General features: G+C 36.0%; 25 protein-coding genes and 1 tRNA gene. 6 read left to right on the top strand and 20 right to left on the bottom strand.

What is annotated here, in order from left to right:
- Positions 1 to 34: 34 nt before the first annotated feature.
- Positions 35 to 466 carry a type II 3-dehydroquinate dehydratase gene (gene aroQ, locus HXY53_09495; protein ID NWF76780.1) on the bottom strand — a complete coding sequence of 144 codons (432 nt, stop codon included), beginning with the start codon at positions 464 to 466 and terminating at the stop codon, positions 35 to 37.
- A gap of 417 nt (positions 467 to 883) precedes the next feature.
- Here aroQ and HXY53_09490 point away from each other — a divergent pair, with 417 nt between their 5' ends.
- Positions 884 to 1,198 carry a hypothetical protein gene (locus tag HXY53_09490; GenBank protein NWF76779.1) on the top strand — a complete coding sequence of 105 codons (315 nt, stop codon included), beginning with the start codon at positions 884 to 886 and terminating at the stop codon, positions 1,196 to 1,198.
- Between the two features lie 135 nt (positions 1,199 to 1,333).
- Here HXY53_09490 and HXY53_09485 read toward each other — a convergent pair whose 3' ends face one another.
- The 7 genes from HXY53_09485 to HXY53_09455 are packed head-to-tail and all read right to left on the bottom strand — an operon-like array spanning position 1,334 to position 6,153.
- Positions 1,334 to 1,690 (bottom strand): roadblock/LC7 domain-containing protein, encoded by a 357-nt coding sequence (locus HXY53_09485; GenBank protein NWF76778.1) that lies wholly within the window; start codon positions 1,688 to 1,690, stop codon positions 1,334 to 1,336.
- Complete coding sequence (locus tag HXY53_09480) at positions 1,668 to 2,798, bottom strand: hypothetical protein (GenBank protein ID NWF76777.1); 1,131 nt, start codon at positions 2,796 to 2,798, stop codon at positions 1,668 to 1,670. The genes HXY53_09485 and HXY53_09480 overlap by 23 nt, the downstream gene beginning before the upstream one ends.
- Before the next feature lie 36 nt (positions 2,799 to 2,834).
- Positions 2,835 to 4,070: a bifunctional phosphopantothenoylcysteine decarboxylase/phosphopantothenate--cysteine ligase CoaBC gene (gene coaBC / locus HXY53_09475; protein NWF76776.1), complete on the bottom strand. Its 1,236-nt coding sequence runs from the start codon at positions 4,068 to 4,070 to the stop codon at positions 2,835 to 2,837.
- The gene (gene rpoZ, locus HXY53_09470) at positions 3,994 to 4,392 is read right to left on the bottom strand and encodes a DNA-directed RNA polymerase subunit omega (GenBank protein ID NWF76775.1); all 399 of its coding nucleotides are present in this window, start codon (positions 4,390 to 4,392) and stop codon (positions 3,994 to 3,996) included. Before rpoZ ends, coaBC begins: the two co-directional genes overlap by 77 nt.
- Before the next feature lies 1 nt (position 4,393).
- A complete protein-coding gene (gene gmk, locus HXY53_09465; GenBank protein NWF76774.1) occupies positions 4,394 to 5,026 on the bottom strand; it encodes a guanylate kinase in 633 nt (210 codons plus the stop codon).
- Positions 5,007 to 5,291 (bottom strand): DUF370 domain-containing protein, encoded by a 285-nt coding sequence (locus HXY53_09460; protein ID NWF76773.1) that lies wholly within the window; start codon positions 5,289 to 5,291, stop codon positions 5,007 to 5,009. Before HXY53_09460 ends, gmk begins: the two co-directional genes overlap by 20 nt.
- Before the next feature lie 13 nt (positions 5,292 to 5,304).
- Positions 5,305 to 6,153, bottom strand: a complete 849-nt coding sequence (locus HXY53_09455; protein ID NWF76772.1) for a YicC family protein — start codon at positions 6,151 to 6,153, stop codon at positions 5,305 to 5,307.
- A gap of 104 nt (positions 6,154 to 6,257) precedes the next feature.
- Between HXY53_09455 and HXY53_09450 the strand changes: the two genes are divergently transcribed.
- Together HXY53_09450 and HXY53_09445 are read left to right on the top strand one after the other, a co-directional pair.
- Positions 6,258 to 6,332 (top strand) — tRNA-Val (locus HXY53_09450).
- A 115-nt stretch (positions 6,333 to 6,447) separates the two neighbouring features.
- Complete coding sequence (locus HXY53_09445) at positions 6,448 to 6,675, top strand: GYD domain-containing protein (GenBank protein NWF76771.1); 228 nt, start codon at positions 6,448 to 6,450, stop codon at positions 6,673 to 6,675.
- A 145-nt stretch (positions 6,676 to 6,820) separates the two neighbouring features.
- Here HXY53_09445 and HXY53_09440 read toward each other — a convergent pair whose 3' ends face one another.
- From HXY53_09440 to HXY53_09410, 7 genes are all read right to left on the bottom strand, one after another.
- Positions 6,821 to 7,081: a M48 family metallopeptidase gene (locus tag HXY53_09440; protein NWF76770.1), complete on the bottom strand. Its 261-nt coding sequence runs from the start codon at positions 7,079 to 7,081 to the stop codon at positions 6,821 to 6,823.
- Positions 7,078 to 9,975, bottom strand: a complete 2,898-nt coding sequence (locus HXY53_09435; GenBank protein NWF76769.1) for a type I restriction endonuclease subunit R — start codon at positions 9,973 to 9,975, stop codon at positions 7,078 to 7,080. The genes HXY53_09440 and HXY53_09435 overlap by 4 nt, the downstream gene beginning before the upstream one ends.
- A 13-nt stretch (positions 9,976 to 9,988) precedes the next feature.
- Positions 9,989 to 10,225 (bottom strand): DUF2283 domain-containing protein, encoded by a 237-nt coding sequence (locus HXY53_09430; GenBank protein NWF76768.1) that lies wholly within the window; start codon positions 10,223 to 10,225, stop codon positions 9,989 to 9,991.
- Entirely contained in the window at positions 10,213 to 10,521 is a 309-nt protein-coding gene (locus HXY53_09425; protein ID NWF76767.1) for a hypothetical protein, read from the bottom strand. Before HXY53_09425 ends, HXY53_09430 begins: the two co-directional genes overlap by 13 nt.
- Positions 10,522 to 10,545: 24 nt before the next feature.
- Positions 10,546 to 11,871 carry a restriction endonuclease subunit S gene (locus HXY53_09420; protein ID NWF76766.1) on the bottom strand — a complete coding sequence of 442 codons (1,326 nt, stop codon included), beginning with the start codon at positions 11,869 to 11,871 and terminating at the stop codon, positions 10,546 to 10,548.
- A gap of 141 nt (positions 11,872 to 12,012) precedes the next feature.
- A complete protein-coding gene (locus HXY53_09415; GenBank protein NWF76765.1) occupies positions 12,013 to 13,554 on the bottom strand; it encodes an SAM-dependent DNA methyltransferase in 1,542 nt (513 codons plus the stop codon).
- Positions 13,545 to 14,486 carry a hypothetical protein gene (locus tag HXY53_09410; GenBank protein ID NWF76764.1) on the bottom strand — a complete coding sequence of 314 codons (942 nt, stop codon included), beginning with the start codon at positions 14,484 to 14,486 and terminating at the stop codon, positions 13,545 to 13,547. Before HXY53_09410 ends, HXY53_09415 begins: the two co-directional genes overlap by 10 nt.
- 529 nt (positions 14,487 to 15,015) lie before the next feature.
- Here HXY53_09410 and HXY53_09405 point away from each other — a divergent pair.
- Positions 15,016 to 15,153, top strand: coding sequence for a hypothetical protein (locus HXY53_09405; GenBank protein ID NWF76763.1), 138 nt, complete (start codon positions 15,016 to 15,018; stop codon positions 15,151 to 15,153).
- Positions 15,154 to 15,787: 634 nt separating this feature from the next.
- Positions 15,788 to 16,825, top strand: a complete 1,038-nt coding sequence (locus HXY53_09400; GenBank protein NWF76762.1) for a radical SAM protein — start codon at positions 15,788 to 15,790, stop codon at positions 16,823 to 16,825.
- A 20-nt stretch (positions 16,826 to 16,845) separates the two neighbouring features.
- Here HXY53_09400 and HXY53_09395 read toward each other — a convergent pair whose 3' ends face one another.
- Positions 16,846 to 17,193, bottom strand: a complete 348-nt coding sequence (locus tag HXY53_09395; GenBank protein NWF76761.1) for an HNH nuclease family protein — start codon at positions 17,191 to 17,193, stop codon at positions 16,846 to 16,848.
- A gap of 199 nt (positions 17,194 to 17,392) precedes the next feature.
- Between HXY53_09395 and HXY53_09390 the strand changes: the two genes are divergently transcribed.
- Positions 17,393 to 17,716 (top strand): PilZ domain-containing protein, encoded by a 324-nt coding sequence (locus HXY53_09390; GenBank protein ID NWF76760.1) that lies wholly within the window; start codon positions 17,393 to 17,395, stop codon positions 17,714 to 17,716.
- Positions 17,717 to 17,724: 8 nt separating this feature from the next.
- Here HXY53_09390 and HXY53_09385 read toward each other — a convergent pair whose 3' ends face one another.
- The 4 genes from HXY53_09385 to HXY53_09370 all read right to left on the bottom strand — a co-directional run bounded on the left by HXY53_09385 (position 17,725) and on the right by HXY53_09370 (position 23,761).
- Positions 17,725 to 18,492: a 3',5'-cyclic-nucleotide phosphodiesterase gene (locus HXY53_09385; GenBank protein ID NWF76759.1), complete on the bottom strand. Its 768-nt coding sequence runs from the start codon at positions 18,490 to 18,492 to the stop codon at positions 17,725 to 17,727.
- 74 nt (positions 18,493 to 18,566) lie between these two features.
- The gene (locus HXY53_09380; GenBank protein NWF76758.1) at positions 18,567 to 19,178 is read right to left on the bottom strand and encodes a hypothetical protein; all 612 of its coding nucleotides are present in this window, start codon (positions 19,176 to 19,178) and stop codon (positions 18,567 to 18,569) included.
- Positions 19,179 to 19,240: 62 nt separating this feature from the next.
- Positions 19,241 to 21,607: an O-antigen ligase family protein gene (locus tag HXY53_09375; protein NWF76757.1), complete on the bottom strand. Its 2,367-nt coding sequence runs from the start codon at positions 21,605 to 21,607 to the stop codon at positions 19,241 to 19,243.
- Between the two features lie 45 nt (positions 21,608 to 21,652).
- Complete coding sequence (locus tag HXY53_09370; protein ID NWF76756.1) at positions 21,653 to 23,761, bottom strand: polysaccharide biosynthesis tyrosine autokinase; 2,109 nt, start codon at positions 23,759 to 23,761, stop codon at positions 21,653 to 21,655.
- Position 23,762: the final 1 nt, after the last annotated feature.

The raw sequence follows: 23,762 nt of genomic DNA, 5'->3' as shown, positions 1-23,762 counted from the left end.
TGCTCATAAGATAGAAAAGAGATTGAAAAGATTTTCATCTGCCAGACAGGATGCTTTTTGCAGCTCTTAGAGCGAGTAAATAGCTTTCATGGCCGAAGCCGCTTATCTGGCCGACTGCAACCTCTGAGATGAAAGACTTTCTCCTGAATTCTTCGCGCTTATGAATGTTTGAGATATGAACTTCGATGGCAGGTTTTTCGACTGCTGCAATAGCATCCCTTATAGCTAAACTGGTATGGGTATATGCAGCAGGGTTTATTATCAAAAGATCATAATCGTCTTTCTGGATGGCGTTCAGTATTTCTCCTTCACTGTTAAACTGAACTGTTTTGACATTGATACCGAGTTCACCGGCAAGTGATTCGATATCCTTGTTAATAGCTTTAAGAGATTTGGTACCGTAAATATTCTTTTCTCTTCTGCCGAGAAGATTTAAATTCGGGCCGTGGATAACTAATACCTTAATTTCTTTTTTCATCGCTCCATATCCTGCAATAAATCATAACTCATGAATGATTATCCATGTCAAGCTGAAAGTAAAACAAAGATTAGCAATGGGAATTCTGATTTATTTAGTGAAAACAAGTAGCCTGGATATAATACTGTAAGGGGAAAATTATATTTAATTTGGAGATATAGTATATTATAAAGTAGTGAAAGTAGCGATATTTGTCAAACTGCGATATGATTGATAAAAACTCCAATGAACTGCTTCACGGCTTTACACTGGAGATGATCATCTTTACTGACAGCTTATGACAAAAAATACCTATACCTTTTATATGCCGGCTGAAGAGCGTATCTTCTTTAATTATTTCACGGGATTGCATTTGCATTCCTGTTGTTATTCAGTTTGCTCGAAGTTCTTATAGCGAAGTTATCAATGGTGGACGCCATCTTCAATGCGCTTGTTTTTGTCCTGCCGTTCTATGGTGTGATTCTGATGTTTAAAAAGCGTTTTGCCAACGAGGTGACGCTTGATTTTGATGTTCGTAAGATTCGCTTAGTATTTCGGGATGAGAGGGGCACGATTGAAAGAGAATTTCAGGAAATTGAGAAAGTCAATTTTGGGTTTTATCTTACCTTTGTAATGAAAGATGCCAGAATAATGGTCAAACGACCTGATAATAAAAAGGAAATATTCCAGTTGCTAAAATCTGTTTTTAAGGTTGACCGTGGTATATTCCCAATAAACTAAGAAGCGTATTGGAGTAAAGGCATACTCTGCTTCATTGCCAGACTCCCTTCGTTCCCCCTTGGCAAGGGTGGAAATAAAGAAGGGTGTATGTTCAATGAATAAATTATTTGGGTTTATTGATGAAGAAGAAACTTTTTAGAATTCTCTTTCCAGCCGGGGGATAGTGGTCTTCAAAATGAATCTCCCTTTGCCGTAATTCCCCTCAGGTTTAATTACGAGAGCGAGGTAATAGTTTTCATTAATCTTTCTCAAGATGATTCCGCATCTATCCGATATAATAGAAAATTCCTTCGCTTCACCAAGGCCAAGGTTTTCTGAAGCGATATGAATGTCCTTTATCATCTGTGAAGCCTCGGCACTAAGGTCTGTAAGGTCTATCAGTTTTTCATTCGTATATTCCTGAACAGATATGCCATCTGTTCCAATAATAATTGCTGAGACAGCACCGTCAACTTTGTCGACAGTTTCTTTAAGAACTTCTAAAAAACTCATTGCGTCTCTTTTTTATACCTTCGAGAAAATCATCGAGTTTCTCAATCAAAACCTCCCTATCTTTACCAAGCAGCTTTAAAAGTGTTCTCAACTCTTCAATCCTTTGCATAACATGTCTATTTTCAGGATTATCAGAAAGGAGTTTTTTGTATATATTCATAGCCTCTGAATATTGCCCTTTAAGGATATAAGGATCAGCATCATTTATGCTAATCTCAGGCGATGTTTTTGCTTCTGTTTCTTCTATAATCTCTGATTCCTCTAATAATCCCTCTAAAGATATTGATTCTTCAGGAATATCTTCGATTTCGACCGCACTCACTTCTAATTCTTTTTCTTCATCTTTAAAAACTTCGATAGATGGCTCTTCTAACTCTGATACTTCTGATACCTCTGATATCTCTTCAGGTGTTTCACTAATTGGTATTTCAATCGGTTTTTCTTCAGTCTCTTCTTCTTTTATTTCAGTGATTTCTTCATCAGGAAGTTCCCATAAATCAGTTTCTTCATCATGTTCTTTTTCAATAGTAGGACTTTCTGCTATTGGTTCTTCTTTTTCAGGAATTTCCTCTGGTTGGGCACGAAATTCTCCTAATTCAAGCTCTTCTTCGGAGAAGGAGATATCTGGAGGCTCTTTTATTTCAAGAGATTCTGACACTTGTTCGGTGGTCGATACTTTTTCCCCTCTTTGTTCCTGAGGTGGTGAAGGTTTTTCTTTAAGTGCAGAGAGGCATGATAAAGCCCATTCATCTGTTGGATTAAGTTTTAAAACTACGAAAAGTTCTCTTTCTGCTTTGTCTTTATCACCAAGATTAGTATAAATCTCAGCGAGTTTCTTATGAGCATATAAATTATCAGGAATTGCATTAATAACTTTCTCGAATTCAGTTCGTGATTCATTTAACATACCTTTTTCCATATATATCTTTCCAAGAGAAACACGAGCACTCAGATAGTTAGGTTGTCTTTCAAGACCTTTGGTAAGTACATCAATTGCTTCTTCGAGCATACCGGCTTTCTTATATTCTTCAGCTAATGGAACAAATAACTTTGAATTCGGGTCTTTCTCAATTTTTTCTTTTAATCTTTCAATATCTTCAATTGCCATACTATGCCCAAATTTTCAACGAAATTTAAAAAAAAGTCAAGTTCTTAATTCAATCAGTCTGTCTAAGATTGCATGTGCAACAGAATCTTTGCTCATGATTGGTAGTTCCATCTCTTTTTTTGTATCAATAATTACAACCTTATTTGTATCAACCTCAAACCCTGAACCTGCCTCTGTGACATCATTAAATATAATCATATCCATATTCTTTCTCTTTAGTTTTTCACGAGCTCTTGAAATTTTTTTCCCTGTTTCTGCTGCAAAACCTATAATAAATGGCCTTTTATTTTTTTTGCCTATCTCGGTAATAATATCCGGTGCCTGTATGAGTCTCAGAGTTAGTGCCTGAGATTTTTCTATTTTTTCACCTGCTGTTTCCGTAGGTTTGAAATCAGATACAGCTGCTGCCATAATAAATACACTTGATGAATTGCACTCCAGCCTGACAGCTTTTAGCATTTCTTCAGATGTTTCAACATTAATAAATTTAACCCCTTTTGGATAAGGTAATGAAGAAGGGCCGCTTATTAATGTTACCTTAGCACCTCTCTGTAAAGCAGCTTTTGCCAGAGCATATCCCATCTTTCCAGAAGACCTATTTGAGATAAACCGTATAGGGTCAATGTACTCTCTGGTTGGACCGGCAGTAATAAGAAATTTTTTACCTGATAGATCCTGATCTGTAAGTGATGCCTCAATATGTTCGATAATCTCAGAAGTATCAGCCATTCTACCCATGCCTTCTTCTCCACAAGCAAGGGCACCTTTTTCAGGTCCAACCTGTATAATGCCGTGGGATAAAATAATGTTCAGGTTTTCCTGAACTGCTGGATTTTCATACATCCTCCAGTTCATTGAAGGAGCGATAATTATTTTGCCCTTGAATGAAAGAAAAGATGTGCTTAATAGATCGTCTGCGATACCCCTCGCAAGCTTGCCAATAATATTTGCTGTTGCAGGTGCAATAACCATTACGTCTGTATTGGCAGACAGAGAAACATGGGAAAGGGGATCTGTGAAAAGTTCTGAATACACTTTATTCTGTGAAACAACTTCGAGAGTCAAAGGAGTTATAAACTTTTTGGCGGCTTCTGTCATTATGACAGTTACATTAGCGCCTTTCTCTTTAAGTCTTCTAATTAAATCAACAGACTTATATGCAGCAATTCCACCGGTAACTCCAAGAAGTATGGATTTATTCTTCAGCACCTTCCTCTCGTTTTTCAGCGAAGAGTCCCTCAATTGCTTTTTTATCCATTGATTCCTTCTCATGGAGATAAACCTTTAGATCTTTTTCAAATTCTGAAAGATCTTCAGTCGTAATCTCTTTCTTTTTTTCTTCGAGAAGTTTTCTGTAGTCAAATTTCTTTGCCTCTTCTCTTGCCTTTTTTGCTTCGAGGCCAGTTAAAAATTCAATGGTATTATTAATTGTTTCTTCAAGTGCGATAGTAGTAATTTTTCTTGCTTTTGTTCTGACTCTTGGTTTGGCACCAACAGCAAGTTCCTTTGCTCTCTGTGATGCTATTGCTATAATCCTAAACCTTCCATCCAGTTTTTTATTGTCATATTCTATTGGAAGTGAAATTATATCCATTTTATTTTGCCCCCTGATTTAAGAAATTTTCTTTTATCCACTGAGAATTAATCATTTCACTTTTCGCTCTTTGTGCAATGATTATTGCTTCTAACTGTCTTATTGCATCTTTAAAGATATCATTAATTATAACATAATCATATTTAGAATATGTCTTTATTTCATAAATTGCTCTTTCAAGCCGTTTCTTTAATGCTTTTGGTGAATCAGTCATCCTTTTTTCAAGTCGCTCATTCAATACATCAAGAGAAGGAGGTAGTATAAAGATGAAAACAGCTTCTTTAATTTTTTTCTTTAACTTCATAGCTCCTTGAGTATCAATATCGAGAATCACGTCATTGCCTGATAAAAGTGAATCTTGAATTCTTTTCTTGAAAGTTCCATAAAGTTCTCCATGAACCTCAGCCCATTCTAAAAATTCATCCCTCTCAATCATACTTCTGAATTCTTTCCTGGAAATAAAAGTGTAATCTTTGTCATTTATTTCTCCAGGGCGCGGTTGGCGTGTTGTATAGGAAACAGAAAATTTCAGATTAGGTAGTCGTGAGATAATTTTTTTGCAGAGGGTTGTTTTGCCTGCTCCAGAGGGTGCAGAGACAATGAAGAGACTGCCTTTACTCTTCTTCTGCTGCAAAAGATTCTCTCCCTTCGTAAAACCTCTGTGTGATTGTCTCTGCCTGAATAGCGGACAATATCACATGATTACTATCTGTAATTATTATTGAACGAGTCCGCCGTCCTTCTGTTGCATCGATCAATCTCCCACTTTTTTTTGCTTCTTCACGGAGTCTTTTCATAGGTGCAGAGCCTGGTGTAACAATTGCTACAACCTTTGAGGCAGAAACTACATTACCAAAACCTATATTTACGAGTACTGGACTTAGATCGCCCTTTTTCATATTTTTTTACCTCTCATTGAATATTTTGAACTTGTTCTCTGATTTTTTCAACTTCTGCTTTCATTTCAATAACAAGAGTGGAAATGGCATAATCTCCTGATTTATAACCTATTGTATTCACTTCTCTGCTTATTTCCTGTAAAATAAACTCGAGTTTTTTCCCAATGCTGTTATCATTATTCATTACCTCAAGAAATTGCTTTAAATGATTTTCAATTCTGTTTAATTCTTCTGAAATATCCAACTTATCAGCCATTATTGCAGCTTCCTGGATGATCCTTTCATGGTCAATCATTCTCTCATCAATTATAAGCTTCAATCTATCAGTAAATTTATCTTTCCATTTCACAACTTCAGTATCAGCTATTTTTTTAACATCATCGTTCATTTTCATTAACAATTTGACCCTTTTCTTCATTTCATCGTGTAGAAGATCACCTTCACGTTTTCTCATAGTTTCGATATCCGAAAGAGCTTCTTGAAAAGCTGTTAAAAGATTTTCTGTTTTATATTCTTGTATTTCTTCCATAATTATATCTTTGTAATTTGTGAGTATCTCTATACCGATTTCTCCTCCTATTGAAAATTCTTTCTGTAATTCTCTGTAGGCATTATAGATTTCTTTTGCCAGCTCTTTGTTTATTTTGAGAACTGGAGTCTTATTGTTAGCGAATGTTATAGAGACATCAAATCTGCCTCTTTTAAACCGTTCTTTAATGATATTTCTGAGAATAATTTCATGTTCATTCATCGAAGGGGGCATTTTTATAGATATATCAATAAACCTGTGATTTAATGAACGAATTTCTACCAGAAAATCTTCATTTAAAGCACTACCGAAACCTGTCATGCTCTGTGCCATGGTGTATAGAATATAAAAAATTGATAAAATTTAGTCAAATTTTTCCGGAATTTTAGAGGTTGACAGACTTGAGTCTAAAAATGTTATTTTAATTACTCTATAATAGGCGCGTAGCTCAGTGGGAGAGCGCTTCCTTGACGCGGAAGAGGCCAAGGGTTCAATCCCCTTCGCGCCTACCATATAAACAAGCACTTACATTGATTGTTCAGCAGACCATCTTCCATCGTCATTAAATCGTAACTTTAAAGGAATTATGTCTTCCGTCCTCTTTGGGAGAAATGAACAAGATAGGGGATTACTCCAACACGAACAAAAAAGGTAGTCAGTCTCATTGAGAAAAACGGAGGAAAGGTAAACTCGATGTATTCCCTAATAGGAATTTATGACTTAGCTTTTATAGTTGATTTTCCAGGGATTTCCGAAGTAATGAAGGTATCAGTTGACCTTACTAAATCCACTGGCATTTCCTTCACAACATTCCCTGCGATAACTGTTGAGGAGTTTGACAAATTGGTTGGTTAGCCGAAGCGGGTACTTCTGACCTTGAGAAGGCAATGAAAGGTCATATCATTGAACAAACTCAGATTATAGGTTTGTATAAGAGAAGATAAAAGATAATGTTAACTGATCCGGTCACAATGACATCCATTGCTATTGGATTAAACAATCACTTCAGATAACTCCTTATCAATGCCTTAAACATCTTCCCGTGATTTGGATATTTTAGATGAAGGAGCTCATGGACTATGACTTCATCGAGGCGTTTTTTTGTCAGCTTCAGAATATCGGAGTTCAAGGTAATTCTTCCCCTGATTGAGCAACTTGCCCATTTGTTTTTCATTTTACGAATATGTATCTCAACAGGCTTAACCCCTATACGTTGAGACCATTGCAGAACTTCCTGTTTCAATTCATTAGGGGTAATCATCTTGTCCTCCCTGTCAATATCCGCATTACCTTTTTAACAATATCAACGCAATTCTTTATACCTGCTTTGACCAAGATTTTATAAAACTGTTTAGTAATCTCTCTCTGATGAGCCTCGCTTGTTTTCCAATGAGGGTATTGCTCAAAAGCCTTTTTCATCTGTATCGCATTTTCTTCAGCATTGACGACACCCTCTTTTTTGAACAGCCACATAGTAGCAAAGACCTCAACAGGCATATTCTTATCTATTTGTTCTTTTTTTGCTGAATTAATCTCCTCTATAATCTTTTTAAGTTCTTCCAGAGTTTTCTGCGTTGTGAGCTGTCTCTCTTTGAAAAGCCTTGCAATTTCTTCCGCCCTTTCACCAATAGATATAAGATATGGTGAAGTATCAACATTCTCTTGGATAGTCTTTGTGATACTTTTTATAAGATTAAATATTTTCTCTGTATCTGATGCCTTGCTTTCTTCAATCTTCTTTAAGGTTTCCTCATTAATCTCATAGATCTCAAGGGCTGGTTTTATTGCTCCACTCTCAGTATGTTCCTGAACGAGCTTTACTGTTTTCCTTAAGAAGTCCCTGTCGATAGAAATACCTGGATCATATGCCTCTTTCAATATTCTGTAGAACCTCGTTAATGTTTCATAATCATTTATGTAAGGTCTCAAAAAGGCATCAGGAGATAGTATCTCATAGATATCTGCTATTTCCTTAAAAAAAGTATAAAACTCATGCCTTGTTTCTTCATCCATAAAATGATTGAGAACTACCTCAACTGCTTTATCTTGTGATTTATCTTTGATAAGGCGCAGATAATTACTCTTTGCCTGTTCCATTAGTTCGGCAAACCTTGTCTTTAAAATCTCAATGTCATGAACAATTCCTTTAATGTCTGACGAGTCAAATGCAAGGGCTTTTTCGAGATTATCGAATATTCCTACAAAGTCAAGGATAAATCCAGAAGGTTTCTTTCTGCTTTCCCCATCCTCATAGGGTCTATTTACCCGTGCTATTGCCTGTAAGAGCACATGGTCACGCATAGGTTTATCCAGATACATGCAGTAAAGAATTGGAGCATCAAAGCCTGTTAAAAGTTTCTCCGTTACGATAAGTATTTTGGGTAGTTCATCAGGTTTTCTAAATGCGACCCTTATTCTCTTCTCCTCTTCTTCAGTTAGATGAAACCTTGATAATTCAACAGGGTCATTAAAACCTGGACTGATTATAACTTTTGAGTATTCAACTGGGAGATGTTTATCGAGCATACGTTTATATATAGTGCAGGCTTCTCTATCCACAGCAACAAGAAAAGCCTTATATCCCATTGGCTCTACATATTCTTTGAAATGGTCTGAAACGTATTTGGCTATCTTCTCCATGCGTTCTTCTTTCTTGAGCATGTTTTTCAGATTAACAGCCCTTTCGAGGACTTTATTCAATTCCTCAATGTCACTTATTCCCTCTGCATCGGCAAGCTCGAGGAATTCCCTGTTGAGGACTTCCTTATCCACCTGAAGCTCGTTAGGTGCAAGGGTATAGTGAAGGGGAACGGTGGTGTTGTCCTCTATTGATTCAGCTATACCATATTTATCAAGGTAGCCCTTTGGTGGATCATCTATGCCAAATGTTATGAATGTGCCTTTACCATATGATGTCTTATCAATTGGTGTTCCTGTAAATCCGATATAGGTAGCATTGGGCAAAGCTCCCATCAGGTAATTACCTAATTTTCCTCCAGTAGTTCTATGGGCTTCATCAACAAGGACAAAAATATTATCTCTCGTATTAATATTCTCTGGCATCCCCTCAAACTTATGTATCATTGATACAATCAGACCTCTTTTATCCTCCTGAAGGGCTTTCTGTAAATCTCTTTTGCTTTGTATCTCTATTTCTTCCAATTCTTTCTGTGTGTAACCAACAGATGAAAGGTTTCCAAATAACTGTGATTCAAGTTCATTTCTGTCTATAAGCATGATGACGGTGGGATTATCAAACAGTGGATTTTCGATTATCTCTTTGGCAGCTACAATCATGGTATAAGTTTTCCCTGACCCCTGCGTATGCCATATTAAGCCTCTCTTTTTGGCTTTATCTTCAACACGTGAAATAATCTTCTGCACTGCCCTCATCTGATGAGGTCTTAGAACTACCTTTTTAAGTTCATCATCCTGCCTTGTAAACAGAATAAAGTCATTTAGGATTCTGATTATCCTTTCTTTGTCAAAGAAGGATTTTACGAGAGTTTCAAAGTCTCCTTCCTGTTCTTCCTTCCAGTTGAAAAGACCCTTTCTTATGGTGTTCCAAGTCGCTCCATAGTAATAACGGATTAGATGAGTAAGGGCATATATCTGCAGTATAGCCATAATCTCAGGGACTTCATTGTGGTACCTCCGTATCTGGTCAAGGGATTCTGCAATGCCATTAATCTTATGAGCTGATTTTGTTTCTGCAATAAAGACTGGGATACCATTGATTAGGAACACAATATCTGCCCGTATTGTCTTCCTGCCATTAGTAAAGCTGAATTCATCGGTGACATGAAAGGTGTTGTTATATATATTTTCTGTATCTATGAACCTGACATTTCTTTCTCTCTTTTCATCGGGGACAAAGACCTGCTTTAACCCCTTGAGGTATTCCCATGCTGAAAGGTTGCCTTCAATGTTTGACGGGAGTGTTTCTATTTTCTTTAGCAGTTCCTCAGAAAGGCTCTGGGTCATGAAAGCGTTGAGCTTTTGTAGTTGGGTAATAAAGGTATCTCTGAAGACAAGCCCTGTCTCTCCACATCTCCAGTTCAGAGCATCATCGGGTGTTATGTAAGTCCAGTTGATTTCGGCAGTGTATTTTATAAGGGGATTTTGAACAGATTGTCTTTCGTTGCCTAACGGCATTGTTTAAAGTATTCTAACGTGTTGCAGTTGCACTGACCAATTCTTCAATTTCCTGCCCGAACTCTGAAAAATTGAGAATAGTAAACCCTGTAATTTCCCCTGTAACAGGATCAAAGCGAATCAACAAATCCTCTCCTGTGTCCAGAGTTTCACTTGTCTTAGGTTCTCCAAAGGACACATAAAGAACATCTGCCTCCTCGTCGTAGTAGCTGTTTACAGTTTTACCCTGTGGAAGTTTTATTTTTTCCATATCAATTTCCTCCTGAAAGACGGTCTCCTTGTGAAATATGATGTAATGAGGAAACCATCTGTCTTTTGTAATTTATATACTACAACAAAATACTTGTTTTCAGTAATTGGGGTTTTTTTATACTTTCTGATTGCTATCAATTCCCCTTTATTTCCCTCCTGTATGAAATCAGGCATCGAAATTGTTTCTTCAATAAATTTTTCCTTGCCAACTGTTTCGGGATGTCTTTCTTGAATATGTTTCCACCGTTCCTCAGATAATCTTATGTTCCTTCCTTCGTAATCTACAAATAGCATTCAGTTTCTCTTTTTAATTCACCCTTATATATCAAGGTCTTTGACCCTAATTTTACCTGTCATTAAAAGAGAAAGCAAAGTTTTAAAAAGAGCTTCTAACGAATTCTTCTTGGTATTTTCAGCTTCTATCTTTTTATCAATGGCTGATAAAGATTCGGCAATCTGATGTTGCTCAGTGAGAGGAGGAAGAATAAGAGGTATTCTCTGTATTATCTGTAGGTTCAAACCACTTCTGTCTTTATCACCAGTAAGATTCCTTATATAAACGTAAATAAAAGAAAGATAGTAATGAAGATAATAATAGTGGAGTTGTTCATTAGAGATCATACAAGCTACAGACTGATTACATGCACATTCTGTCTTTAGAATAGCCGTTGTACCTCTTGTTTTCCCCCTTCCTGCTAGGGCAATCACAACGGTATTTTTAGGTAGAAGCCTTGCATTTGAATTTTCTAACCCTTTTTTTGATATATATGTATCAATTTTAGTTATAACACTACCCTGAATTTCACCTGATTTCATCCATGGGATTTCAGCAGGAAGCCAATATTCCTTAACTTTAGTTTTTGGAGTTCCACCAGTTAAGACCTTGCAATATTTGCCAAGCATACTCACTTCCCAATGCTCAGGAATCATCCCGATCTCTGTCTCTTTCAAAGGCACACCCCCCTCTATTCCCCCCTTATTAAGGGGGGATGAAGGGGGGTAAGGCACAGGTCCATAGGTGAAAAGATGCTTCATCATGGATTTCTTGAATTCCTTTAATGCTTTAATGACATTTTCAGTTTTCTCTTTTGCTTCCTGTACGGCTGAAAGAACAGAGGCAATTTTTTGTTGTTCGGAGAAGAAAGGTAATGGTAGCTGAAACTCTCCTAATCGCGCTCTTGAAAGATTTGGAATTGTTGTCTTATTTCCTGCACCAACATATAATCCAAGCAGTAACATAGAGGCTTGCATCCAATACATAAAAAACTTGGGGAATGCTTCATTTTTTCTTAAAGGTCTCAGGCGATGAAGATGATTTTGATAACAGCACTTTTTAATTTGACCTGACCACATTGCTGTTCTCCCTATATCACCACCTTCACAAATAAGCAAATCATCAGTCCTTAATGCCATTTTATCAACTTCTTCTGTAGAGAAATCCATGTAATCTAAATTTGTTAAATCTATCCTGCCCCAATAAACATTTGATGTTCTTAAGAATGGATACGGTGATATACCCCTTCTGTGTTTTGGCGATAATGCTTTACCCTGCTGTATTTCAAACAACTGATTCAGTTTCTTCACTTCCCAGTCTTCCGGCAATAATCCTATCTCTGTCATTCTGAAGCCGTTTGAATTATTCATTTCGTCCCATTCTCATTTTGAGTCAGCCTTCTCCAAACTCCCCTCCTTGATTAAGGAGGGGTCAGGGGTGGTTGTTTAGAAATAAAATAATGCATCAGGTTACTACCCCTTCCTAAAATACGAGGGGAGCTATTAATGAAATCATATTTCAAATCCCATCTTTTCTAAAATGTCTTTTAACTTCTTATCAGCGATTGCCCTTTCTTCCTCTGCCTCTTTTAACAAAACTATTGCTTCTTCTACTGGTAAAACTTCCTCTCCACCATTCTGTGAAACATATCTTGAAGGACTGAGGTTATAGTCATTCTTTATTGCTTCTTCATTCTTGATAACCTTGCTGATACCTTCCTCATCCCTCCACCCTGAATAAACTTCATAAACCTTCTGAATGTTCTCATCAGTCAGATAGTTTTTGGGTCTGCCTTTGGAAAAGAGCTTTGAGGTATTGATAAGAATAATTTCACCCTTTTTCTTCTTTTTCTTATTTATGACTAAAATGATTCCTGGGGCTGTGGTGTTATAGAACAGGTTCTCAGGCATCAGGATAACTGCTTCCACCCAATCTTTTTCTACAAAGGCTTTCCGTATATCTCTTTCCCTATTTGCACCCTGATTACCACTTCCCCTTGAAACTGCTCCTGTGTCCAAGACCACTGCCATTTTCCCTTTCTCGTTCAAAGAAGCAAACATATGCTGAATCCATCCCCAGTCTGCACTTGAAGAAGGGGGATACCCATAAATAAAACGATTGTATGCATCTTTTTCATAAGTAGATTGTGCAAAATCTTGATTCCACATTGGATTGGCAGTAACCTTATCGAACTTCTTGAGAGAACCATCAGAATTGAGGAACTTTGGGTTATTCATAGTGTCTCCGAGCGCGATATCTGTTTCCATGTCATGAATAAAAGCATTCATCTTTGCCATAGCATAAGTGGTGTGTAATATTTCCTGTCCATAAAATTTCAAAGGTGTAACTGAGAAATTATTTTTAAATTTCCCTCTGAAGCGCAAATAACTTTTGATAAGAAGTCCTCCAGAGCCACAACAAGGGTCATAAATTTCATCTCCTGGTTCAGGGTCTAAGATGTAAGACATTAATATTGCAACTTCTCTGGGCGTATAGAATTCTCCAGCACTCTGTCCAGAGCCTTCAGCAAATTTTCTCAAAAGATATTCATAAGCCCTTCCCAATATGTCAGGCTCTACATCCTTCAAACCGAGCCTGTATCTTCCTAAAACTTCTATTAGAGCCTTTAGTCTGTCATCGCTGATAATTCTCTGCCCTGCTGCTGTAGCATTAAAATCTACTATGTCAACGACACCCTGAAGTTTTGGATTTTCCTTAGCAATAGAACGGACAGCACTTGTCAGGTATTCACCGATATTTGTTGTCTGTTTTGATATGTTCGTCCATCTTGCATCTACAGGTAGAAAGAATCTGACAATTGAGTGGTCTTCAGAAGCTATTTCTTCAGCTATGGGTTGATTTCCGTATTCATCTTTAAGGTTGTTTATCTCATCTTCAAAAACATCCGAAAGGCGTTTGAGGAAAATTAGAGGTAGAATGTAATCTTTATACTTAGGAGCATCAATTTCACCCCTTATTTTACAAGCAGCCTCCCATAACCAATTTTCAAGGGTGCTTACGTCTAAGTTAGTTTTATTCACCTTTAAATCCATTCCTGAGTGTATTTTGAATAATTGTATTCATCAATTAACTTGAGAATAGTCTTATCAGTTGGAGATATGAAATCTTTTACTTGTTCTGCAATAGCTTTTACTATTCTACAAAATCTAACATATTCTTCAGCAGGGTTTACAGAATAGTAACATCCATAGGCTTGTGCTATTTTATTATCCCAAAGAGGCAAAAAGTCAGGAGCTAATAGGTGCAGAGCTTTTGAGACTGCTACCGGGCTTGATTTGCCTTTTAATCTCCCTTCACTTATTTGTAACGCTTTATGAAAGTTATTGAAAAGGTTTTTGATGTCTCTTTCGTCATCTCTCTTTAAATTAAAAATATTTCTATTTCTGAACTCTTCAAGTTTTGGGATGTTATTCTTTATACACTTTTCGAGCTTGTCATAGTCAAACAAGCCATATCTATAGAATGCGTGGTTCCATGTAAATAATAAAATTCCTAATGCATCGGACATATCTCTTGGACTACCCCAAAAATGTTTAACTAAGAATGTGGCAACTTTATACATAGAATCACGCTTCTCACGCTTTTTAAAAGCATTACAGCCCTTTATGAATTCGTCTTTATCAGGAATTTCAATATCACCTTTTCCATCTATCTGGGTCTTATTTATAGAATTTATTTCTCTAGAAGCAGTTTTTTTAACCCAAAAAGCTTTTCCTTCCTTATAAGAGGTTAAAAAACCTTCTTGTTCTAAAAGAGGCAAGACATAACTTAGAAACTGAGGAGATTTACCCATCCCCTGAAGCATTTTCCCAAGTGAATTAGGTGGCGGATTATCACGACAAGCACCCATTTGAATTATGCCTTTTTCTTTAATAGCATTCTTTATAAATTTTATTGTTTTGTTGTCAATAAAAAGCATTGTACCTGTTCTCTGTCCATTATCATTTATCGGATAGATTACCAAGGAGGAATTTATCGATCCTTTGTAAAGAAAGGGTTTCTTGGTAAAAGTGAATCCCCTCTGTTGCATTGGTCTCCTAAAAATCAAAACCAAAAAATCCCATTCCACTTTTTGGAAATAGGCTCTAAAGATTCTCCCATATATATCCCATTTTAAAAATACCGATTATTTCTCTCTGGGTGGTATATCGCAGAAAATAGCAAGTTTCATGGTTTCTTATTTGATGCAGAAATATATAAACATAGCTCCACTTTTTACCTTATTTTCAAAAATTATATCATATTTTAACTTTTCTTTAACGTTTTTGATCCCGTTGGTTTAGACAAATGGTGTAAGGTGTAAGACATAGCGTTTGGCCTGAAGAAGTAATACACAAACAGATAATATTTTCAGTAGCAACCGAAAAATTCAGTCATAGCTTCCTCAATTAACCCTCTCAGGAAGTGATAGAGGTTGGGAGGTGAAAAGAATGGGGTCAGACTTGTTTATTGCGAATTGATAGATGATAACAGATGATATGCTATCTTGATGCATGGCAAGGAAGCCAAGGATAGAGTATGAAGGAGCATTTTATCATGTCATCACCCGTGGGAATCAACTCCAGAGGGTATTCAAAGGGGATGATGATTTTCAGAAATATATCAGCCCTCAAAAATTCTTCAGGGTATAAACCAGATTTACACAATGTATTACAACAGGAGATACAGGACTGTTGGGCATTTATTACAGCAAGGGAATTTGGGTATAAGTGTAAATAAATAGCATCTTATCTTCAAAAAGACCCATCGGTTATCACCAGATATTTGAAAGATGATTCCACAATATCAAAAGAAATAGGCAAAATTATAGATTATTTAGGCACGAAGAGTTCTGTGAGAATTCGGTCTGCTTTGTTTGGGGTCACACCTTGACATAGAACAATTGTCTCTCTATTTTCTCTACCTCTCTTCTTAATCTTGTGTCTTCTTTCAATCTTCTTTTAAACCGTTCATATATCTTTGCTACTGCAGAATAACTTAAATTACTGAAATATTCTCCAATCTATATCTTTGAGTAAAAGGGATTACGTAAGGTCACTTTGTCTTTTGTCAAGGTGCGACCCCAGAAACAATCACCCCTTAATGTCGCATATGTGTCTTAACTTTTCCATAGTTTTCTAATTTTTTCATCTTACCTTACCCCTTGTGTTTTCCTTGTAGAAACTGGATAGGCAGAGGTTAATTAAGCAGAGCAAATGGCATTTTAACTTTCAGGAAATATGCGCAAGGGTTGGAAAATTTCAAATTGGAGGCTAAAATAGTTTCATGCCAGTAAAGAAGATACCAAAACCGACTTCCGGCGGACTGATTCTTTCCTATAAATGTTCTGCAGAGTGCAGGCACTGCATATACGCCTGCTCGCAAAAATGGAAAGCAGACCCTATTTCTGAAGATGACCTCGAAAAGATACTCAAACAGCTTTCAGGAAAGATAATGCCGAGTGTTTTTGGCCCGAAGAAGGTTGGTCTGAGTGACGGTCTCCACTTTACAGGTGGTGAGCCGTTTCTGTATTTTGATTTGCTGTGTAAGGCAGTGGAGATAGCTGACAGGCTTAATATCCCTTCAACTTTTGTAGAGACTAACTGTTTCTGGGCTGTTGACGATGCAACCACGAAAGAGAAGCTCAAGCTGCTGAAGAAAAAAGGTTTAAGGGGCATTATGATTTCAGTTAACCCATTCTATCTCGAATACGTCCCTTTTGAGAGGACAAAAAGGACGATACGTATAAGCCTTGATGTCTTCGGAAGTAATACGATGGTCTATCAGCTCGAATATTATAAAAGGTTTCTCCATCTTGGCATAAAGGACAGAGTGCCCTTTGAGGAATATCAGAAACTGGAGAAGAAGGAAGACCTGCTCAGAGATGTTGAATTTTTTATTATGGGAAGAGCACCTTATAAACTTAAAAATATTTTGAAAGAATATTCAACTCAATATCCAGCCGACCATTTTTTCAGTCAGGAATGTATAACCCCATTTCTTCGTGTTTGGCACAACCATTTCGATAACTATGGCAACTATATACCTGGTTTCTGCGGAGGTATATCATTCGGGGACTGCAGGGAACTGGACAAACTGCTTCAAGAGGGGATAGATACTGAACAATATCCTGTCCTCGGTTTACTGATGGATAACAATATGAGAGGGCTTTTCGAATTCGCAAAGTCTTCAGGTTACAAAGAAATAGAAGATGGCTATTTCTCAAAATGCCATCTTTGCATGGATATCAGGAAACACCTTGCCCTTAATGGAGATTTCAGGGAACTCAAACCAGAAGAATTTTACAGGCACCTAAAAGAGTGAGTTAAATTTATTGCTTCTGTTCAATGTGCCTCGCTCTTTCCTGTCAGATAATCCCCAAGGAGCCCTCTGCTGTGTTCGTCTTCATGGCAATAAACACAGAGATTTTCCCAGTTGGAGCCGTCGGCAGGATTGTTCTGACTGTTACCGTCTTTATGATGCACTGTAAGGAGATGCCTGTTTTTGAAATTGAATTCCCTTCCGCATTTTGCGCAGACAAGCCCGTGAATTTTCAGAGATTGTTCCCTGTAGTTTAAGGAAGCAGATGAATCTGCTTTTAATTCACGAACAATCTCAGCAACTGATTTGTCAATCTCCGGCTTTTTGGGTTTAGGTTTTCTAATTTTTCGATGTCTGATTCCCAAAACCATCCTCTATGTTTCTACAAAATGCAATTGTTTTTAATATTAACACAAAATTGCCGATAGAGATTCTGAATCAAGTTCAGTATGGCAAAGATTTTAAAATGAAAGTATAATTAATTAAGTTAAAACAATCGTATATTGTTATTTTGTATGCAAAAAATAAATATTCTCAATTCGGAATTCAAAATATTTTTAAGGGATAATTATGCTTATCCAGAATGAAGTAGAGCGCAGAAGATATAAAAGATATGCTTTCCATGAAGATATTATTATAGATGGCTCAAAGCATTGTACAACCATGGATATTAGTGAAGGTGGTCTGTATGTTTCTGCAATGCAGATTTTTGAAAAAGGGAATGTTATTGAAATTACTATACCCTTTGGGGAACAGAATATAACAGTAAAAGCAAAAGTTCAATACTGTCAGCCAGGAATTGGGATGGGCATTATGTTTATAGATCTGAATGAACAACAGAAAATGCTGATTAAGAAATTAATTGATAGAATAAAAGAAAACACTTCTGAGTAACATAAACACTATAAAATAAGAGTTTCTCCTTCATGCAAGATTTTAAGATTTTTTATTCGTAAGGTTTCGAGTTCTCTTTTTATGACACTGTAATATTGAGGTTTTATATGGGTGATGCATATCTTTTCTGGTTTATTTCGGAATTTGAATAGTTCTTTATTTAATAGGCTTGGAGTAAGATGTCCTGTTGTGAGTGCAATTTTCTGCATGCTATCAGGGAAGGAGACATCTATGATAAGACAATGTATTTTCCTTGTTCCAAGCTTGCGCCATGTATCACTTGTTGGTCCAGTATCTCCAGTATAAAACAAACATTTTCCTCTTCTATCTTCGACAAGATATCCAACTGCAGGAACAGCATGTTTAACCTTGTAGGGGGTTATTTTATAACTGTTAATCTCCAGAGATTTACCTGTTTTCATCTTCATGAAGTTTAAAATCGCGTTGTCAGAATCAGGAATCAATGTAAAATCAGGCCATACAGCGCTGTTAAAGAGATGTCTTTTGATTATTTTGATGACAGGCTGGATGCTGTATATCGTAATGTTGCGTTTCTTTTTACCGACGATTATGTTATCAGTAAAAAAAGGAATACCACGTATGTGGTCAAAGTGAGCATGTGTAATAAAGACATGCTTTATTTTCATCTGTTCTCTTTCATTAAGAACAGACGTAAAACTTCCAGCATCAAGCAAAATCTCGCTGTTAAGAAGAAAAGCAGGGGTATTATGCCCCGGGAACTCAGAACCTGAACAGCCAATAACCCTAATCTTCATTCTTCACCTACATAATATTTTTTATAGATAGGACATAGTATTTAACCCGAAAAATGCAATTAGAATAATGCAGATTATTTCTTCAGGAAACTATCTCTTAACCACCTTATGATATCATCATAAGATGGGGGTGTTATTAAAAATACCTCTATATCTTTTGGAAATTGAAGTTTAGCCCTGTCATCATCTTTCATAATGAGAAGTCCTGCATCTGTTTCTGAGAGGTTTGTATCTATAACATTTAAAATATGTTGAAGTCTTTTCTCTGAGAACTCAGTATAAAACTCAAAGACCTGCTTGAATACCTCATGTGTTATCACAACCCTGAGGCAATTACCCCAGTCTGTATAAGGTCCAAAAATTTCTTTTTTTTCCAATGGTAATAGGGTACTTCCTTCTTCAAGTTTCTTTTTAATAAACGTCGGAATGCGTTCATTAATCTTTGAAAGTATATTCAGTGCCTCTTCTCCATTTTGATAGATAATTTCACAGAATATTTTTTTTATCTTTCCTGCTGACTCCATTTTATCAATCTGTTGAATAACTTCATCCCAGTATTTATTAACTAATGTTTTGAATTCATCAGGAGCATCTTCAATAGAATATATATTTGCAACACAATAAAGTTTTCGCTTGTTTAAGAAACTCTCTGCAGAAGGTTTTTCTATTTTTCCAAGTTCAGCCATGATAATTTACTCCTCCATTGAGGTTCATTATTTATAAATTTAAATGAAAAGAACAAACAATTTCAATTTTTTTGCTCCCTTGATAAAATATTTTTTAGTTTTTTTTGGGCTTCCTTGTTTTCAGGACTAATATCTAAAGCCTTTTTATATTCTTCAATTGCTCTGTCGAAGAGACCGATCTTTTCTAATACATCGCCTTTTGCTATCTTCAGCCGAATATCATGGGGCAGTTCTTCTACCGCAATGTTTAAGATTTTTAGAGCATCTTCATAACGTCCTGATTTTATATAGTAGTTATAAACTGGATAGAAATATGAAGATTTAATATTGTCTTGTTTTTTTATTAATTCGATGGAATGAAGATATGCTTTCTCAGCAGCATCTTGCTTGCCTGTTTTATAAAGATAGTCTGCAAACATAAGATTCGGTTCAACTTTATCTGGTAGTATATTAAATATTTCATTATCATTTAGTCCATGAAGTATCAGAAGAGTTATATATTCCCTCGTTTTTTCTGGTTCCATAGATAAGGCCTTTTTAATAATTTTCATTCCGTCTTGTTTTCGTCCAGTTGACAGGAGCCATACTGCGTATCTTTTTTGCCTATCTGGATTATAAGCTTCATACTTGATTCCTGAACGAAGAAGTGTTTCAGCAGCAGACATATTGATTTCTGAGAGAAGAAGTCCATATCTCTGCAGGAATTCACCATTGACAGGATTTAATTTTACTGAGATGCTATAATGGTGCATTGCAGCAGGATTATTTTTTAAAAGTTTTTCTATATTAGCGATAGCATAATGATATCTACTATTTAGAGGGTCAAAAAATGATGCTTTATAAGCTTTTTTGCTCATTTGTTGGAGATTCTCAATTGATTTTTCATTTTGTAAATTCTCTTTTTCTATTGATGAAAAATAATATTTTCCAATAATTGTTCCAGCATAAAAGAGAAAACTCGCAACGAGAACAACACCCAATGCTATAATTAAGAAATTCGGTGGTATCCTTATTTTTTTCAGATATGTGCTATTAAATCCCTCTCTCAATCTGGTATGACCTGCTGATATAACAAAGCTGCACAGGAGGAAAAAGTATAACCCATTTGCCCCGATATAGAGATTAAAATCTGTAACACTATGCATCAGCAGGGCAATGATTCCTGAAATACTACCGATAAATAGGTATATTGAGTAGACTTCACGTCTTCTCCGGAAAACTCTATATGATTTATAGAAAATGATGACAAGAAACCAGAAACATAATAAGACTGCTATCAATCCCCCATCAGCAAAAATTTCTACATAATCATTATGAGCATGATCAACAATTTTATCCCCTGGTATTGTTCGATATTTCTGATAAATAGAGATAAAGCTTCCTAAACCTGTTCCTGTTATGGGGAAATCTCTTATAATGTTTCTGCTATCTTCCCAGATTTTTAATCTGAGATCTGCTATATTACCCTGCTGGTTTCGAATCTTCTCGAATCTCTCGAATATCGGTTCCCATCCGAACCATCCAACTGAAAGAATGATAAGAATGGAGAGGATGATTATTATAATTGCTCTCCGTCTGCTAACACCCTTTGAAATAAATAATAAGCCAAAGAATATCATTGACAAGCAGAGGCTTACGATTCCACTTCTTGAAAGAGTCAAAAAAATGGATGTAGCGATAAGGATCGAAGAAAAACCTAATAGCATATATATGTTTGTTTTCTGCAAACTGAATATCTCATTGATTTTCTCGCGAAATGATTTTTCAGGTATATATGGTTTATAAAAAAGTAACATGCTGACAACTATTGGAAATATCATTTCCATAAGTCCTGCATAATGATTTCGGTTTACATATGGGCCAAAGGGAGTTCCACCCTGTGTCAATTTCCGGAACCAAAAGATTTTTTCATTTGAAATAAGGTGCTGAAGTATAGCAAAGAAAGAGAGCACTGAGATAAAAATAATTACTATAGAGACTGTTTTTCTTAATGTTTCTTTTTTTGAAAGGAGCTGAATACTGAGAATATAGAAAGATGCATATGATAAGATTCGGAAAAATTCCATTAAAGTGGATTTTTTATTGATAGAAAAGGAGATCCATGTGTCAGGATTGTATGCAAAGACTGTATCTTTGTAGATATTATAGGTTTCAGGGGAGATGAATCTTATAATGTCAGAAGGCAAAGGTATAACCTGAAAAAAAATATAGGCTAAAAATATTATCAAAGGTATTATGCCGGGTATACTATAGAGAAATCTGTTATTTTCTATCTTACATCTATAAAGATGTAAAATCAGTGCAAGGATGGTTAAAGAAACCATTATCCCCAATGACCAGGGCTCTACAGTTCCAAAAGCAATGGGAGAAAAAATTATGAGGAAAAGATAGATATGAAAAATGACTGATTCAAGTCTATCTATATTCATTAAATAAACTGAATCTTTTATCTATTAATAGACATTTGTTTTTGATTATACATTTATTTCTTTTTTATCTGATGTGTAGTAGTTATAAAGCTTATGATAATAATCAGCCTTTTTAATATCAAATGCATTGATAACAATCCCGAGCACATGAGAGTGAATATCATTTTCCCGTCTTCCCTGAAGTAAATTTAACCCTTTTCTCACAATATCGTAGGTTGTCTTGCCAGCTCTTGCTACAATTATAGTTCCATCGGTGATCCTGCTTAAAATAAGAGTGTCTGAGACAGTCATTAGAGGTGGTGAATCCCAGATGATGACTTCGAATTCTGTATTTACAATTCTTATAAAATCTTGCATTCTTTTAGAACCAAGGAGTTCGGAAGGATTTGGCGGAATCGGACCTGAAGAGATAACACAAAAATTTGAAAGAGGTCTCTTGTATAAAGTATTTATGTCAGGGGTAGCTCCTGCAAGATAAGTACTCAATCCACTTAAATTATTTAATCCAAAGATTGAATGGATGCGAGGTTTTCTTAAATCAGCATCAACGAGTAAAACAGAATGTCCAGACCTTGCAATAGTTACCGCAAGGTTCACAGATGTGACGGTCTTCCCTTCCTCTGGCCCTGTGCTGACGATCAGTATATTTTGCGGTGGTTTATCAGAAGACGAAAGAAAAATGGATGTGCGGATAGTTTTATAACTCTCTGCATAAATTGATTGGGGTTCTTTCAGGATTATGTCTGTAATATTATCATCTTTTTCTCCTAAGAGAGGGATTGTGCCAAGAACTGGGACCCCCAATTTTGCTTCAACATCTTCAGGTGTTTTGATGGTATTATCAAGATACTCAAAAAAGAATGCTATTCCAACACCACCGAAAAGACCTACCAGTATTCCTAAAAGTATATTGAGAGTTTTTCTCGGTTTTACAGGAGTTACAGGTTTCTCTCCCTTTTCAACAACCCACACATTAACATCTCGTATCTCTTCGGTAACACTCTGCTCTTTAATTCTTTTAATGAGTGCATCATAGAGCTGTCTGTTTGTCTCAACCTCTCTTGTCAGGACTCCATACCTTATAAACTTTTCGTTGAGATCAAGGGCTTCAGCTTTTGTATTTGAAAGCATTCTTTGAAGATTTGCCTCGTTTGCCCTGGCTAATTCGTATTCATTTTTTATAGTGCCTATGACCCTTTTAATCTCCTGTTCCTTCTTTTGCTCAAGTATTTTTAATTCTTCTTGTGCCCGTATCATGGAAGGATGCTTTTGTCCATATTTTTTTGAAAGGTCTTCAATATTCTGTTCTGCCTTCAGAATCTGACTGCGCAGTGACTGAATTGTATTGTCAGATGCGATTGCAGGTATTGTTTCAGCATCTTTTAAATCAGGTGATAAATTCATTACTTTATAATAAAGCGATTCTATTTCTTTTCTTTTTGTCTCTGCCTTGATTAATTGGGCATTAAATTCTGAAAGTTTCTCAGGAGTTATAGCAATCTTATCCTGTAGGGTAACAATATTGTTTGCCTTCATATAATCCTGTAAAGCTTGCTCCGATTTTTCGAGCTTTATTTTTTCCTCCTCTGCCTTCTTGGTCATCCATTCCAGAGAGTATCGAGAAGCATTCATCCGCATCTCGAGAATCTCATCAATATATGCCTGTGCAACTGTATTAGCAACAATTTCAGCAAAATCAGGATTCGTTGACAGGAAGCTGATATTTACTATCTTACTGTTCTTTACAGGAGTAACAATGATTCCACTGCTTATTATATTGGTTAAAATTTCTGTCCTTGAAGTTTTTTGATCATCAGAAAATATTTTCTTTGCATCCTTGAAATACTTCTCATAAGTATTTTCGAGTGAAAGCATCTTGACTACTTTTTCAGCTACAGACTTACTTTTTATTAATTGGTACTGGGTTTCATAGAACTCTGGATCATAAGGCATATAATATGGATACATCATTGATAGATTATAAGGCTCAACTTTTTCAATAAGAACTTTTGTAGTTGCTTTATAAAGCGGAGTAGATGACAGAGTACCAATGATTACAACAACACATACTATGATGAAAAAGGTATAAACAGTATACCTTCTCTTATAAATAACTTTCAGATAATCTCTTAAATGAATCTCTTTTTCTTCCATT

The organism is Nitrospirota bacterium, from assembly GCA_013388455.1.
GTDB lineage: Bacteria > Nitrospirota > Thermodesulfovibrionia > Thermodesulfovibrionales > SM23-35 > JACAFF01.
The sequence above is the reverse complement of the archived record's forward strand: the minus strand, read 5'-3'. Positions and strand labels throughout refer to the sequence as shown.